Annotated in this window: 15 protein-coding genes and 1 pseudogene; 3 read left to right on the forward strand and 13 right to left on the reverse strand. The window is 42.4% G+C overall.

Going from position 1 to position 13,801, the window contains the following annotated elements; all coding sequences use genetic code 11:
• Window positions 1-29: 29 nt before the first annotated feature.
• From ACQY3F_RS08735 to ACQY3F_RS08750, 4 genes and pseudogenes are all read right to left on the reverse strand, one after another.
• Window positions 30-1,226 (reverse strand): ISAzo13 family transposase, encoded by a 1,197-nt coding sequence (locus ACQY3F_RS08735; RefSeq protein ID WP_428352931.1) that lies wholly within the window; start codon window positions 1,224-1,226, stop codon window positions 30-32.
• A 66-nt stretch (window positions 1,227-1,292) separates the two neighbouring features.
• Window positions 1,293-1,760 (reverse strand): site-specific integrase, encoded by a 468-nt coding sequence (locus tag ACQY3F_RS08740; RefSeq protein ID WP_428354449.1) that lies wholly within the window; start codon window positions 1,758-1,760, stop codon window positions 1,293-1,295.
• 457 nt (window positions 1,761-2,217) lie between these two features.
• On the reverse strand, window positions 2,218-3,294 hold the full coding sequence (locus ACQY3F_RS08745) for an IS91 family transposase (RefSeq protein ID WP_428352924.1): 1,077 nt from the start codon (window positions 3,292-3,294) through the stop codon (window positions 2,218-2,220).
• A pseudogene (locus ACQY3F_RS08750) lies at window positions 3,291-4,198 on the reverse strand (tyrosine-type recombinase/integrase). The gene ACQY3F_RS08745 and the pseudogene ACQY3F_RS08750 overlap by 4 nt, the downstream one beginning before the upstream one ends.
• A gap of 393 nt (window positions 4,199-4,591) precedes the next feature.
• On the opposite strand from ACQY3F_RS08750, the gene ACQY3F_RS08755 reads away from it, so the two are divergent.
• Complete coding sequence (locus ACQY3F_RS08755) at window positions 4,592-4,903, forward strand: hypothetical protein (RefSeq protein ID WP_428354450.1); 312 nt, start codon at window positions 4,592-4,594, stop codon at window positions 4,901-4,903.
• A 123-nt stretch (window positions 4,904-5,026) separates the two neighbouring features.
• On the opposite strand, the gene ACQY3F_RS08760 is transcribed toward ACQY3F_RS08755, so the two are convergent.
• Window positions 5,027-5,839, reverse strand: a complete 813-nt coding sequence (locus tag ACQY3F_RS08760; RefSeq protein ID WP_428354451.1) for a reverse transcriptase domain-containing protein — start codon at window positions 5,837-5,839, stop codon at window positions 5,027-5,029.
• 47 nt (window positions 5,840-5,886) lie between these two features.
• Window positions 5,887-6,312 carry a hypothetical protein gene (locus ACQY3F_RS08765; RefSeq protein WP_428354452.1) on the reverse strand — a complete coding sequence of 142 codons (426 nt, stop codon included), beginning with the start codon at window positions 6,310-6,312 and terminating at the stop codon, window positions 5,887-5,889.
• Window positions 6,313-7,082: 770 nt separating this feature from the next.
• On the opposite strand from ACQY3F_RS08765, the gene ACQY3F_RS08770 reads away from it, so the two are divergent.
• Window positions 7,083-7,436, forward strand: a complete 354-nt coding sequence (locus tag ACQY3F_RS08770) for a type II toxin-antitoxin system RelE/ParE family toxin (protein WP_428354453.1) — start codon at window positions 7,083-7,085, stop codon at window positions 7,434-7,436.
• On the forward strand, window positions 7,436-7,741 hold the full coding sequence (locus tag ACQY3F_RS08775; protein WP_428354454.1) for a helix-turn-helix domain-containing protein: 306 nt from the start codon (window positions 7,436-7,438) through the stop codon (window positions 7,739-7,741). The genes ACQY3F_RS08770 and ACQY3F_RS08775 overlap by 1 nt, the downstream gene beginning before the upstream one ends.
• Before the next feature lie 133 nt (window positions 7,742-7,874).
• Here the strand turns inward: ACQY3F_RS08775 and ACQY3F_RS08780 are convergent, their stop codons facing one another.
• From ACQY3F_RS08780 to ACQY3F_RS08810, 7 genes are all read right to left on the reverse strand, one after another.
• A complete protein-coding gene (locus ACQY3F_RS08780; protein WP_428354455.1) occupies window positions 7,875-8,897 on the reverse strand; it encodes a reverse transcriptase domain-containing protein in 1,023 nt (340 codons plus the stop codon).
• Window positions 8,898-8,935: 38 nt separating this feature from the next.
• A complete protein-coding gene (locus ACQY3F_RS08785) occupies window positions 8,936-9,232 on the reverse strand; it encodes a hypothetical protein (protein WP_428354456.1) in 297 nt (98 codons plus the stop codon).
• Window positions 9,233-9,272: 40 nt separating this feature from the next.
• Entirely contained in the window at window positions 9,273-9,599 is a 327-nt protein-coding gene (locus tag ACQY3F_RS08790; RefSeq protein WP_428354457.1) for a hypothetical protein, read from the reverse strand.
• Window positions 9,600-10,086: 487 nt separating this feature from the next.
• Window positions 10,087-11,820, reverse strand: coding sequence for a putative transposase (locus ACQY3F_RS08795; protein WP_428354458.1), 1,734 nt, complete (start codon window positions 11,818-11,820; stop codon window positions 10,087-10,089).
• Window positions 11,821-11,879: 59 nt separating this feature from the next.
• The gene (locus ACQY3F_RS08800; protein WP_428354459.1) at window positions 11,880-12,110 is read right to left on the reverse strand and encodes a hypothetical protein; all 231 of its coding nucleotides are present in this window, start codon (window positions 12,108-12,110) and stop codon (window positions 11,880-11,882) included.
• A 29-nt stretch (window positions 12,111-12,139) separates the two neighbouring features.
• Window positions 12,140-13,144 carry an IS630 family transposase gene (locus ACQY3F_RS08805; RefSeq protein ID WP_428353111.1) on the reverse strand — a complete coding sequence of 335 codons (1,005 nt, stop codon included), beginning with the start codon at window positions 13,142-13,144 and terminating at the stop codon, window positions 12,140-12,142.
• Window positions 13,126-13,446, reverse strand: a complete 321-nt coding sequence (locus ACQY3F_RS08810; RefSeq protein WP_428354460.1) for a hypothetical protein — start codon at window positions 13,444-13,446, stop codon at window positions 13,126-13,128. The genes ACQY3F_RS08805 and ACQY3F_RS08810 overlap by 19 nt, the downstream gene beginning before the upstream one ends.
• Window positions 13,447-13,801: the final 355 nt, after the last annotated feature.

Consider the following 13,801-nt stretch of genomic DNA (forward strand, 5'->3'; position numbering starts at 1 on the left):
GCAAGAATAAGGGAGATGGAAAGAAATAATCATCCAGAACAACCAGGAGAAATGGTCAAAAACCATTTCTCCAACGATGGCATTCGGTCAACAAACTGATAATACGTCTTCATTGCTTTTTTACCTACCTTTACTCCTGTTTCATATATTTTTTCTGTTAATTTAACAATAGGTGCTTTGCCATTGTAGGTCATACTTTTGGCAAATTTTAAAGTTGTTTCAACTGTATCCATTATGTCGCCACTAATATGATTTTCATAGGCTCCCCATACTCGTTCAATTGGGTTATATTTACTATGATAAGGAGGGTAGTAGGCCAGTTTTATCTTTATGTTGCTTTTTTCAGCAAACTCCACAAGCCTTTTTATAAACTGAGTTCTGGAGCTACTGTTCTCCATACCATTGTCAGCGTTAATTGTCAGAATATCTACTCCATATTTTTCTTGAATTTCTGGCCAAATTTCTTCCAATCGGTCAACGATGAAATCACTGCTGGCATAGCCTGCTGTAAAGAAAAGGAAAAAATCATCATGTTCAGGCAGATAAAAACCAAAAGGAGTTAACTTTTCCTTAACATCTAAATCATGATCCTCTGCTTTTGTTAAAACCCGATTTCGTCCTCCCCGTGAAAAATTTCCTATATTCATTCTTGCTTTGGCATCAATTGATATACGAATCTCTTTTGGGTTGATATCTGCCATTCCATTGACTGAATGAACTTGTTCAAAAATTGCATCCGTTTCCTTGATTTTCTTATGAGGCTTTGTTTTTTGTACCTTTTTTGGATGGTAACTCAGGTCATTTAATTTTGTATTGATAGTTTTTGAGCAAGGTAATGTTTTTTCATCGTAATAATCAATCTCCAGTAAACGTTTTCTAACTTCTTTAGCCGTTAGCCGGGTATATAATCGACAGGAATTAAAAGAGGGATCCGTTTGACACTCCGGTTCAGCAATTTTTTTTATGTCATCAAGTAGATGAGGAAAATGCTCTTCACTTTTATTACGCCCTCTCGCTGAAAAATTATCTTCTATGGGCTGAGTTTCAAGTTCATATTGTCCTTTTCGGATAGTGCCTCTATTCCATCCTAGTTTTTCTTCAGCAATACTTGCACCACCTGAGCCTAGTAGCTCCACCGTTTCAGCCATGAATATACGACGTACCGAGCCTTTTAAACGATGGGCTGTATTTATAATCCAACCTATAATGCTATCTGTTAATATCAACAAGCTTATCTGCCTAGTGTGAGAATAAATTCAGAATTCATTATTATAAATTATTGAGACACAAGCTTACTTCGTTTGGATGATTATTTCTTTCCATCTCCCTAAGCCCTCGCCCAAACGTAAACCTAGACTGTAAATCGTAAAATAAAAAACTCGATAGCTTAGATTACGGGTCGACATAAACAGTTGTTGTGCTTCAACCACAGTGACAATATCGGGTATACGCGTACATCGTGGTGGTTTAATCATTAGCACATCAACCCACGGCTTTTGTAGCACATGTGTATAGAAAAACTTGAGACCATAGAGATCTAGTTTCACGGCACTCCAGGAAAGGCGGCTTAAAAGAGCATGAAAATAATCCACCAGTTGATCTTGCGTTAAGTTATCCAGATGCCCCTGAAAGTGTTCCCCGATACGGCGAATAGCGCGTGAATAAGCGTCAATGGTTTTGGGTTGCAGTCCCTTAAGCTTTAAATGCTTACAGTGCTGGATATAATAATGGTTGAATTTAAGCTCTATCGATGGTGTCATAACAGTGTAACCTCATTATTGTTAGTTGGATGAGCTTACAAGTTACCTGTTATGCATATAACAGGCAATGAGGTTACACTTTAAATTTAAGGGATGCGCTGTTTTTCTCCGCGATAGCGGCTTCGTCCAACGAATAAGGTTAGATTGTGATCGCGAAGCGAGCCACAATCTGAACCGTTTGTTGGACAAGCCCGGCACGATAGTAGGAATTCATTTAATGCGCTCTATGAAAATAGCTTTTTGTTGATCAGCCCGACTGATGAATCGAACCTCTGTTTTTACCTGTTTAACTGAACTTTGAGCGTTGTCCATTGCAGTCAACTCTCAAAGTCCAAGTATCGGAGCAAAATTCTGCCTTAATCTCCGATTTTAGCCCAAGCAACTCCCTCAGCATTTAATCCGCTGATAGCCTGGGTCGAAGTGTTTAAATTTACATAAGCGCTAGTGATTCCAATTGTTAAGTTGGCAAAGGCTGAAACATTATTTCCACCCTGGGTATTTGCCGACGCCCAACAACCATCGCCCCGCCACAACATTTGCAACTGAATGCCGGCCGTACTTTGAGTGCACGCAATATCTTCGTCGGGTCAAACTTTAGCAGGGAGTGAATCAACTTAATAACACCCTTGCTATTCGGATGTAAAAAGCCATAATTGCGCGCACGACGAAAGCCTTTAGGCAAAACATGTTGCAGCACCAGCCACAGAAATTTAGCCCCCGATACCGTTTTGGTTTGATAGCGTTTGGTTTTGCTGTCTTGATAACGGTAGGTTACTTTGCCATTTTGGCAGGATAAGATATCCTGTTCACGAATCACACCACGATACAGGTATCGACCCAGATATATCAATGCTTTATCGCCTGCACCGACAAACTTACAATCGACCACCCATTTTTCCGGAATAGCTGTGGGAAATGGCAACTTTTCTTCGTTCATACGCGCTAGCATCTTTGCACGAAATACTTTTGCTAGTGCTTTATGATGAAACAGGTATTTGCCTTCCTTAGTGCGCCAGAGCTTCTTGATTTTATCCACGATTGCCGCAGGCATAATGACATGAATATGCGGATGATAATTTAATTCGCGTGAGTGTGTATGTAAGACAGCAATCGCCCCGGCATCGCCTTGCAACTGCTTATCATTTTTACTAAAACTCTGTAAAGTCGCCCAGGCACAGTCAAACATCATACTGTAAAGTAACCGCGGATGCTGCCTGGCTAACGACCTTAACTGCGCAGGTAAGGTAAAGGTATTCATAAAATAATCAGCAGGGACTTGTTTTTGTACCTGTCGTTCAATCCATTGTTGACTCTCATGATGTTGACAATGCGGGCAGTTACGCTGGCCACAGGAATGAGGCACAAAGGTTTGATAGTCACAGTCTGCACAGTTAACCTGCATCACAGGACTCAGCTGTGTCCGACAGCTCTTCATGGCATGTAATGCACTGATCTGATTGGAGCGTAAACGAGATTGATACTCGCTTAAAAAGTCAGACTGAAATTGATCAATCACTGCAGCTAGGGTTATCATGAAATCTGCCCCCAGTGAATAGAAAAGTCATTGACTAACTGATTAATGTGCAGCTCTGCATTCTCATCGGTAATATCGGTCAAATGCGTATAGCGAGCCGTGGTTACTAAACTGGTATGGCCCAGAATCTTCTGCAACTCAACTAAATCAACCCCGGCTTCTAACAGGTGAGTGGCGTAACTGTGGCGCAGCGAGTGGCAGGAAATCTTTTTTTTAGTCCCATTTCTTGCGTCACAAGACGGATTGTCTTCTGGATGCCACCGCGATCAAGGGGGGATTCAGCAAGATGTGCACCTTTTAGACCCCGGGCACGGTTGGGAAATACCAGCACTGGATTTTTATGCACAGCCCAAAACTTACGCAACACCTTCAAGGTATTCACAGGCAAAGGCACAAGCCGATCCTTATTGCCTTTGGCATTGCGAATATGTACCCGCATGCGTGTCGCATCAATATCACCTACTTTCAGGCTTAAGCCCTCGCCCAAACGTAAACCTAGACTGTAAATCGTAAAATAAAAAACTCGATAGCTTAGATTACGGGTCGACATAAACAGTTGTTGTGCTTCAACCACAGTGACAATATCGGGTATACGCGTACATCGTGGTGGTTTAATCATTAGCACATCAACCCACGGCTTTTGTAGCACATGTGTATAGAAAAACTTGAGACCATAGAGATCTAGTTTCACGGCACTCCAGGAAAGGCGGCTTAAAAGAGCATGAAAATAATCCACCAGTTGATCTTGCGTTAAGTTATCCAGATGCCCCTGAAAGTGTTCCCCGATACGGCGAATAGCGCGTGAATAAGCGTCAATGGTTTTGGGTTGCAGTCCCTTAAGCTTTAAATGCTTACAGTGCTGGATATAATAATGGTTGAATTTAAGCTCTATCGATGGTGTCATAACAGTGTAACCTCATTATTGTTAGTTGGATGAGCTTACAAGTTACCTGTTATGCATATAACAGGCAATGAGGTTACACTTTAAATTTAAGGGATGCGCTGTTTTTCTCCGCGATAGCGGCTTCGTCCAACAAAGTGTTGCAGTTGACGCCCAAAGCTCCGCATGTCTTGTGCAATTGCACTTCGCTTCATTTTATCACAAGCCATGCTCCACTTTGGGCGCCACTGAACACGACGTTAGCTTTCATAGAATTATCAATAACCAAGCTCTAAGTCAGACTGGTTAAAATAGATATTCAAAGTTTATTCCACACTGATGCATACAAGCTAAAAACTAAGTAAAATAGTCATTAAAAATTTATTTAAAACAAGTCAATAAATCTAATTTAAAAATATGACAAAAAATTCTGAGAAGTATCCTGTAGAACTCAATGAGTATGAGTGTAGATTAGTATTAAATAATGCCATGGTATTTGGCCAGTTAAAATCCACATTAATACGAATGTCAAAAAAAGAAGGGATGCATACCATTCAAATGTCCGCATATGATATAAATGACATTGCAGGTTGGATGGCAGCAGAATCTAACCATGCTAAATCAGCTATAATGTCTGAGGAGTTAGGGGATCTGTGTGATCATTTTGAAAATATAACGTACCAAATTAAAAGAAATGCATTATCTACAGGTATGAAAATTAAAAGCTAATCGGGATAGGGAACTACTCAAGTAGCCCCCTCCCACAACACCGCACATACGGGTCCGTATTCGGCGTCTAGCCAGTTTTTAACTGAGATACTTCCTCGGGCAAATCGATTTCATATCAAGTGTCTATCGGGCCGTAGCCGGATGGTGAATCTTGCACCATAGCGTGCGGATGGAACTGAGTCCTATTGCTTCAAAATGTGCGTTGTTTAACCCGCAGTTTGTTGCCAGTGTTTTCGACAGCCGCCAGTAGCTTTTGCGCGATAATCCTAAACTAATGGCCTCGCGTTTATTGACTCCTAGCTTGATCAGTTGCCCTATCCGGCGCCTGGGTCTGCACCACTGCTTCCAATAGCACATTCTTAACCGCCTTCTTATCCATCCATCAAGTTCAACAGCATCATTGTACTTCAGCCCACACCCATAGTGCGCCATCCAGCCCTGAATATACTGCTTCAGGTCGATAATGCGTGAGTCTATGGAGATTCCGGGGCATCGGCGGGTAATGCGTTTTAACTTGCGTTTGAATATTTTGACTTTGCTGTCCAGGGTTTTTAACTTTTCCCCGTGGACTTTAAAGCCCAGCACTGAACTATCTTTTACACGACTGACTTTACTTTTGGCTTTGTTAACCGTCACTTTGAGCTTTTGCTCTAGAAAACGGCTTATACTCGCCAACACTCGTTCGCCCGCACGCTTGGATTTGACAAATATCGCCACATCGTCAGCATAACGTACAAAACGGTGTCCCCTTGCTTCTAGCTCTGCATCCAGTTCATCCAATAATATATTACTCAATATTGGAGAAACCGGACTCCCTTGCGGTACGCCGAGCCGGGTCGCCTGTAATCGACCGTTGACCACAACTCCTGCACGTAGAAAACTGCCCAGTAGTTTCATCAGGCCTTTGTCCTTCACCTTACGGCCTATACGATCCATGAGAATATCATGATTGACCGTATCGAAGAACTTTTCAAGATCTATATCTATTTGATAGTATAGCCTTGCTGATAAAATCCCTGAGCTTGTAATGCAGCTTGCCGGACAGATCTTCCGGGCATATAGCCGTAGCTATGAAGAGAAAAAGTCGGGTTAAACATATCACTGAGTACTTGTGCGATGGATTGCATGAGTACTCGGTCTAGCACACAAGGGATACCCAGAAGGCGTATTCCTCCAGACTCTTTGGGAATCTCAACTCGACGTGCGGGCATAGGCTGATAATTTCCAGCCTTGACCTGATTCTTGATGAGTTTCCATTTCGGTCGTCCCCATTTTGGGAATTTCACAATGCTGATCTTATCAACACCGGGCGCTCCCTTATTGGATCTTACCTTTTTCCATGCCTCGGTTATACTCGTATTGGATACGATGTATTCCACCGATGCAAGATCGATATAGGATGGATTCATGATGCGCCTGGCATTCAAGTCCCCGGTCGGGGCTAGAGAATTACCAAAGCTCATGAATATCACCATACCACACTGCCTTCGAACCTTTCCTCAGCAACATTCCACTGAGTTCTCGTTCTCGGCTGACTTCTGCCCTGTTAACGCGCACCTTCGCAGGCTCTGTTCCACCGCCGCCGTTAGGCAACTTAGGCAGGCAGACTTTTATGTTTCGCATCCCTGCTCCACATAAAAGCCCGGCTTCGGCTCCTGCCTCCGCGTTAAAGGTTGTACTTTTAACCCCCGAAGTAAGAACATGATCTTTCTCTGCACAACCACAGCATTTACCATCCCACAGGGATCCAGATGGGCTTCGTCATGTTGTGCTGACTCGCCCTGCGGTTCGGCCTTACTATGCTGTTTTTGTCCATTGGCTCGCAGATTTGCACTTAGGCTTCTTTCAGACATTGGTCACCCTCCGCCCTTGCCATCGGCTAGTACTTTTTAGAATTATCATATAAAATAAATCTCTGGATAATGTACAGGGGACTTGCACCCCATAAGATCATGCCCATGCCGGGCACACACAAGCACTTCCAGGCGACCGCAGAAAGCGCAGTTTTTTTTGGGGGTCAATTTTATATCAAGTTTCAGTTGTGTTGCTGAGTTCCGTGGTGGATCTTCTGCGTCACCTGAAGTGAACGTTATGTTTTTACAAAATAGTTACCATTATCTAATATCCTGAATTTGATATTTATATCACTAAGTGCTATATTTAAACAATGCAGGAACTGATGACAAAACAATTTTCGAAATGGGTATCAAACCAGAATATTGTACAAGATGGGCTTTCTGAAGCTATATCAGAAATTAAACTTGGAAAATTTGAAGCAAATCTTGGCGGACATCTTTACAAAAAACGAATTCGATTTGAAGGGCAAGGTAAAAGTGGCAGTGGAAGAACAATTATTTGCTACAAAAAAGATGACAGAGCAATTTTCATTCATGGGTTTGCTAAAAATGAAAAATCGAATCTATCAAAAAAAGAGCTTATTGCTTTCAAAGAGTTTTCTAAAATTTTGATAGGGCTTTCAGAAAAAGAAATAGTGATAGCTGTAGAAAATGGCGATTTTAATGAGGTGAAATAATGAGAGATTCAATTGCAGAGTCAATAACGAATACAGTGGCTGATTTAAATAAAAGTGGTCTGGTAAATGATATAACCATGAAGAATATAGAAAGCCTATGTCTTCCAAAGGTTCAAGAGTATAGTCCAGAAAAAATCATTTCAATTAGAAAAAAATTAAAATTAAGTCAAGCAGCCCTTGCTAGTGTATTCAATATCAGTCCTTCAACCGTTCAAAAATGGGAGCAAGGTAATAAAAAGCCTACTGGTGCTTCAAAAAAATTATTAGATATAGTTGAAAGAAAAGGGTTAGAGGCACTGGTTTAAAAATACATAATCGGGATAGGGAGCTACTCAAGTAGCCCCTTCCCACAGCACCGCACATACGGGTCCGTATACGGCGCCTAGCCAGTTATTAACTGAGATACTTCATCGGGCAAATCGATTTCATATCAAGTGTCTATCGGGCCGTAGCCGGATGGTGAATCTTGCACCATAACGTGCGGATGGAAATGAGTCCAATTTGTTCAAAATGTGCGTTGCTTAACCGACTGTTAGTTGCCAATGTTTTAGATAAGCGCCAGTAGCTTTTGCGCGATATACCTAAGTAAATAGCTTCGCGTTTGCTCACTCCTAGCTTGATCAGCTCTCGAATTCTACGTCTTGGTCTGCGCCACTGTTTCCAATAACACATTCTGAGTCGCCTTCGTATCCATCCGTCAAGGTTCACTGCTTTATCGTACTTTAGTCCGCAGCCATAGTGCGCCATCCAGCCTTGAGCGTATTGCTTTAGGCGAACGATGCGTGATTCTATGGAGATACCCGGACATCGGCGAGTGATGCCTTTTAACTTACGTTTGAATACTTTAACTTTGCTATCCAGGGTTCTTAACTTTTTCCGATGGATTTTAAAGCCGAGTACTGAACTCTCTTTAACATGACTTACTTTACTTTTGGCTTTGTTTACCTTTACTTTGAGATTCTGCTCCAAATAACGGCTTACACTCGCCAGCACCCGTTCACCCGCACGCTTAGATTTGACAAAAATTGCCAGGTCGTCAGCATAACGTACAAACTTGTGCCCTCTTGCTTCCAGTTCTGCATCAAGTTCGTCCAACAATATATTGCTCAATATTGGAGAAACAGGACTCCCTTGCGGCACACCAATCCGGGTCGGTTGTAACCGACCTTTAACCACAACACCAGAACGCAGAAAACGCCCCAGAAGTTTCATCAGGCCTTTGTCTTTCACCTTACGTCCTACACGATCCATGAGAATATCATGATTGACCGTATCGAAGAACTTTTCCAGGTCTATATCTATTTGATAGGTATAGCCTTGCTGATAAAACCCCTGAGATTGCAGTGCAGCTTGCCGGACAGATCGCCCAGGCATATAGCCGTAGCTGTGAAGCGAGAAAGTAGGATTAAACAGTTCACTGAGTACTTTTGCGATGGATTGCATCAATACTCGATCTAGCACACAAGGACAAAATTGCAGGAGCAATATTTTGAACAGCTTTAGCTGGCCCAAAGGGTGAGAAGCAGGGATGCTTCGAATAATCCCAAAAGGCGTACTCCCCCAGACTCTTTGGGAATCTCAACTCGACGTGCAGGCATGGGCTGATAAATACCAGCTCTCACCTGATTCTTGATGATTTTCCATTTCGGTCTCCCCCATTTTGGGAATTGCCCAATACTGATTTTATCAACACCGGGCGCTCCCTTATTGGATCTTACCTTTTTCCATGCCTCGGCTATACTCGTATTCGATACGATGTATTCCACCGATGCAAGATCGATATAGGATGGATTCATGACGCGCCTGGCATTCAAGTCCCCGGTCGGGGTTTGGGAATTACCAAAACTCATGAATATCACCATACCACACTGCCTTCGAACCTTTCCTCAGCAACATTCCACTAAGTTCTCGTTCTCGGCTGACTTCTGCCCTGTTAACGCGCACCTTCGCAGGCTCTGTTCCACCGCTGCCGTTAGGCAACTTAGGCAGGCAGATCTCCCCGGGTAAGAACATGATCTTTCTCTGCACAACCACAGCATTTACCATCCCGCAGTGATCCAGATGGGCTTCGTCATGTTGTGCTGACTCACCCTGCAGTTCGGCCTTACTATGCTGTTCTTGTCCATTGGCTCGCAGATTTGCACTTAGGCTGCTTTCAGACATTGGTCGCCCTCCGCCCTTGCCATCGGCAGCAGTTAGTACTTTTTAGAATTATCATATAAAATAAATCTCTGGATAATGTACAGGGGACTTGCACCCCATAAGATCATGCCCATGCCGGGCACACACCAGGCAAATCCAGCTGACCGTTGGCAGCGCAGTTCGTTTCCAAAGGTCATTTTTTATCAAGGTTCAGTGCTTTGTCAGAGTTCACCTTACATCTGCCAACGGCATCTGATTTGGTCGTTATTTGCGACACGAAGTTGCATAAATATATGTTGTAAATCACTTTTTTTAAGTGAGGCGCAACCTGGAGTTCTGCCTCCAGTATCCTACCAGGCCATGCGACACGGATGTGGTGTGAAGCGTCTGGGACAATGAAACTCGTATAAGAGGAACCGTGAGGGGACTCGTATTCTGCCAGTGCTAAGGCGGTCGGGAGCTAGGATCAGACATCTTGATTCAGACGAAACTAATTTGAGACCATTTCCTAATTTTTTGCGGATGAAGTCAGCTCATAAATTAAGCGCAGATCGGTTCCTGGATAGTTGAGTTCCGTTTGATTGAGTTGTTCAAATAACTTTTCTATTGCTTTATTACTTGCAGGTCGGGAAGTACTATGCACACGTATCCGAAGTTGTTTTTTTACTTTATCGGGTAATATATCTGCTTCTGTCACAAACAGCGTTTGTAATAGTTGCCTTGCCATCGGAAAGTCGATTGTCGGTGAGGTTAGCAGAGCGGCCATTGCTGTTTCTGCCCGATAAGCGATCATGTTGACAGTATCTATCAGCCGCTTTTTCCCTGGCAGAAGCTGTTCGAACTTATCTTCGTCTCTCAACTCTTGCCAGGTAATGTGTTTGGGCGTTTGGCTTAGTTTTTCCTTGATGGTTTTTAGTTCATTTTCATAATGCTCTATTTCTTCGAGTAATTCTGCTCGTTTTCTTTCCCATTTCTTGTATTTCACATCTTCCGTTTCATCTTTTTTAATCACCGGATGAAGTTCCATCGCTGCAAATCGAGATAGACGGTAATTGAGTTTGGATTGTATCGAATTACGCTGTCCTTCCTGTTGGCGCCTATCAGGGTTGACCACCTTTTGGGTATCGGATAGTGGCTCTATTCCATACTCCTGTAGCATATCTAGCCCATAGTGGTGCTTCATATATCTAAAAAAGTTCTCTTGGCACCACCGGCTAAACATTCGCCCAGAAACAGCCGTCAATTCTAGTTCATAGGCTGTGGTAATAATACTGGTTTGGTGACCAGAATCAGTCAACTTGCGCACTTCTCTCATCCACATCGCCTGTTTTCCAGTTCCAACCAGACTGCCTCGTTCGGCGAGTTTCATGATGACTTTTTCACCACTCGGTAGGGTGATCTCCTGACTGGAAAAATTGTCCAGTGGCCAATTTTCGGTGGGAAATTTATGATAGGTCATGCAAGCGACACGATGCTTGTCCCACATCTTTCTAAAGAATGCGGGGCTATAGCCTTCTCTATCAAACACCAGGATAAAACGACAGGCTTGTTTGTTTTGCTGTAATGCTTGTGCACTCGGTTGATTCGGAATGTCTTTGAGTAATCGGGGGACGATATCTTCTTCCAGCGTTTTTAGTAAGCCCGGATCCACCGTTTTTTCAACGACAAAGAAGGGACGCCCCGTACCATCATTAACCCAGTAGTCGGTGATACCCCGTAAGCAGAGTTTTTCGCGTGAAACATGCCGTTTGGGAAGTTTAGTCAAGTGTCCATGATAGACACGGACATGACCATCTATGTAGAGTGTTCCTGCTGCCTCTGGTTCATTTTCCATCCATTGTCGACTGAGGTCGGCCGCCCAGCTTTCGACTGATTTTGGTTCAGCCAGTCCTTTTACTTTGGATCTTAAACAACGCACTTCGGGAGCCCGATCCAGGCCAAGTAGTTTTCCGAATTCACCCGGTGCATGCTCGCGAAGTTGTTCGGCATTTTTGATGCGACATAGCCCCATAAAGGCGAGTAGCAATAGAATATGAAAGGTTTGATAGTAACCTGTCAGTTTGCCCAGGTGGCGCTCAATGTCATTTAATAAGCCATTGCCAAGTAACGCGGGCAATGCACATAACACACCGCCTTTAGGAACATCTAAACAGGATTCGAATTCGATTGAGGCTCCCTTTTCCTGCTCACCCAAAGCAGCCTGGATTCGCTCTTCTACTCGAGTGCAGGCCGTACCAAGCACATCGGCTGCATTGGCATCTATAATATCACGGGCTGATTTGGTACTGCCATCATTGGGGTCTATTGATGCGGCAGACTTTTTTTTAAACGTCCATCACTGATCGCCTTGCGAAAGGTATCTGCCCGGATGCCTAATTCTTTAGCGGCTTCGTTAGGCGTCATACCTTGATCCAGATATTCCTGAGCTTGCTGCAAAACCTCAAGCGTAAAGAGTGGTCCTCCCTTGCGAGTCGGGCGAGGTTCAAAAAACGAATCAGCCCCTTTTTCTCGTAGTTGCCTTAATGAGCGCATAAGTACCCATGCAAAATTAATTTAACCTTTTATGCAAACTCTACTTTGTAATTCTTTCCAATATTAGACAGCACCTTAAATAATTCTTCCTGAAGAGAGGCATAGGATTCATAAGCTGAAAAAGGAAGCCATTCGTATTTTATTTTACGCCATATAATCTCGATAATATTTAACTCGGGTGAGTATGGCGGTATACGGTAAATGGATAGGTTTTTTTCTTTCCACCTTTCAAGGTTTTCATTAAATTCATTACTCGTATGAGTCGATGCATTATCAATAATAAGAGTTGTTGGTTTTTTAATCTGTTTAGCAAATTCATCAATACAAGCCACAACAACCGAAGTGTTTACACTCCCTTCAAAAACAAAAGAATCAAACCTGCAATCTCTGTTAACAAAACCTAATACATTAAGACGCTTGCTGTTTGAGCTTGGTATTTCAATCGTCTCACCTGACTGTTGCCAAGCATAAGGAACACAGGGTTCTAGTGTAAACCCCGACTCATCAAAGTAGCACAAATCAAGTTCATTCTCTTTATGTTGTTGTATTAATTCTTTTATTTCATCGGTTGCCAAATCAAATTTATCTTGATTACGCTTTATCCTTAAGGATTTTCTAACTCGTTTCCAAACAAGATCAGCTTGTTTACAAATACGTTTTATAGTATCAATGCTAACTGAAATGCCTAGATCTTCTTCAAATTTTGCTAGTACTGATTTTAATGATCTAGGAGATTTTTCAACTCTCTGGACTAAGCTTATTTGTTGTTTTTCAGTTAAAATACCTCGCCGTCCTCTTCCCTGACAGTCAACCAATCCATCGATTCCATTCTTTTCCCAGTTAGAAAACCAAGTGGAAACAGTTTGGCGGCATACGTTATAAATAGAACAAATCATGGGAACAGAATGCTCTTTGAAACTTAATAAAATAGCATGAGCTCGACTTCTACTTAAATGAAGTGGATGGTTTTTATGCATCACATTTAAAGCAGTAATTTCTTCTGGGAGTAGGTGTTTTATATAGAGCACAAACATTTAGAGTCAGCAAAATAATTGTTTATTATGACACCTTTTTTCGTTAAATTAATTTTGCGTAAGTACTTAACACTACTTTTAGAGACACCAAAGGTTGTAATAATATCGATTGAACGACAGGAACCGGTATTGATGAGTTGAGAGGTGTGAAGTCTAAATAATCTCTTATTGTCAGCCTGGTGAGAATAGATCGGGATACCGCCGAGGAAATAAAACCACTCATCATTTCGGTTATCAACACTGACCTGACCATTTATAATAGTCGTACCCTGAGGAATTATTGGGAGCATGAGTTGCTGCATTAATTGAATACCTCGTATGATATGAGGGCTTAGTTTAACCTAAATGAGTACCATTTTCATTTCTTTAGCTGAAAATATCAATCATTTGACAATAATTCCCTAACCCTTTAATTATATTGCCTAGTTTAAGTTTTAATGGATTTCTTTCAGGATAGCGAATCAAGATGTCTGAGGATGGAATGATAGGGTGAATGTAATGTGAACTGTCGTCTTGAAGTCCCGTTAACAAAAGAGCAGCCAAAAAGCACTGATAGGCTGTAACCAACAGGTGGGTAGTCAGTGGAACTGTTATAACGTCGGTTTCACGCAGATAAAGCACTACTGGGATACAGGCAGCACCTAAGTCGTTCGTTAA

It is taken from the genome of Methyloprofundus sp. (assembly GCF_965251085.1).
In the GTDB taxonomy this organism is placed as follows: Bacteria; Pseudomonadota; Gammaproteobacteria; order Methylococcales; family Methylomonadaceae; genus Methyloprofundus.

What these genes read in the sequence shown, in the direction of transcription:
- ACQY3F_RS08755 (WP_428354450.1), top strand. Translation starts at nt 4,592, where the DNA reads ATGACAAAAAATTCTGAGAAGTATCCTGTAGAACTCAATGAGTATGAG.
- ACQY3F_RS08785 (WP_428354456.1), bottom strand. Translation starts at nt 9,232, where the DNA reads ATGAATCCATCCTATATCGATCTTGCATCGGTGGAATACATCGTATCG.
- ACQY3F_RS08765 (WP_428354452.1), bottom strand. Translation starts at nt 6,312, where the DNA reads ATGAATCCATCCTATATCGATCTTGCATCGGTGGAATACATCGTATCC.
- ACQY3F_RS08775 (WP_428354454.1), top strand. Translation starts at nt 7,436, where the DNA reads ATGAGAGATTCAATTGCAGAGTCAATAACGAATACAGTGGCTGATTTA.
- ACQY3F_RS08790 (WP_428354457.1), bottom strand. Translation starts at nt 9,599, where the DNA reads ATGTCTGAAAGCAGCCTAAGTGCAAATCTGCGAGCCAATGGACAAGAA.
- ACQY3F_RS08805 (WP_428353111.1), bottom strand. Translation starts at nt 13,144, where the DNA reads ATGTTTGTGCTCTATATAAAACACCTACTCCCAGAAGAAATTACTGCT.
- ACQY3F_RS08745 (WP_428352924.1), bottom strand. Translation starts at nt 3,294, where the DNA reads ATGATAACCCTAGCTGCAGTGATTGATCAATTTCAGTCTGACTTTTTA.
- ACQY3F_RS08810 (WP_428354460.1), bottom strand. Translation starts at nt 13,446, where the DNA reads ATGCAGCAACTCATGCTCCCAATAATTCCTCAGGGTACGACTATTATA.
- ACQY3F_RS08740 (WP_428354449.1), bottom strand. Translation starts at nt 1,760, where the DNA reads ATGACACCATCGATAGAGCTTAAATTCAACCATTATTATATCCAGCAC.
- ACQY3F_RS08770 (WP_428354453.1), top strand. Translation starts at nt 7,083, where the DNA reads ATGACAAAACAATTTTCGAAATGGGTATCAAACCAGAATATTGTACAA.
- ACQY3F_RS08760 (WP_428354451.1), bottom strand. Translation starts at nt 5,839, where the DNA reads ATGGATCGTATAGGCCGTAAGGTGAAGGACAAAGGCCTGATGAAACTA.
- ACQY3F_RS08800 (WP_428354459.1), bottom strand. Translation starts at nt 12,110, where the DNA reads ATGCGCTCATTAAGGCAACTACGAGAAAAAGGGGCTGATTCGTTTTTT.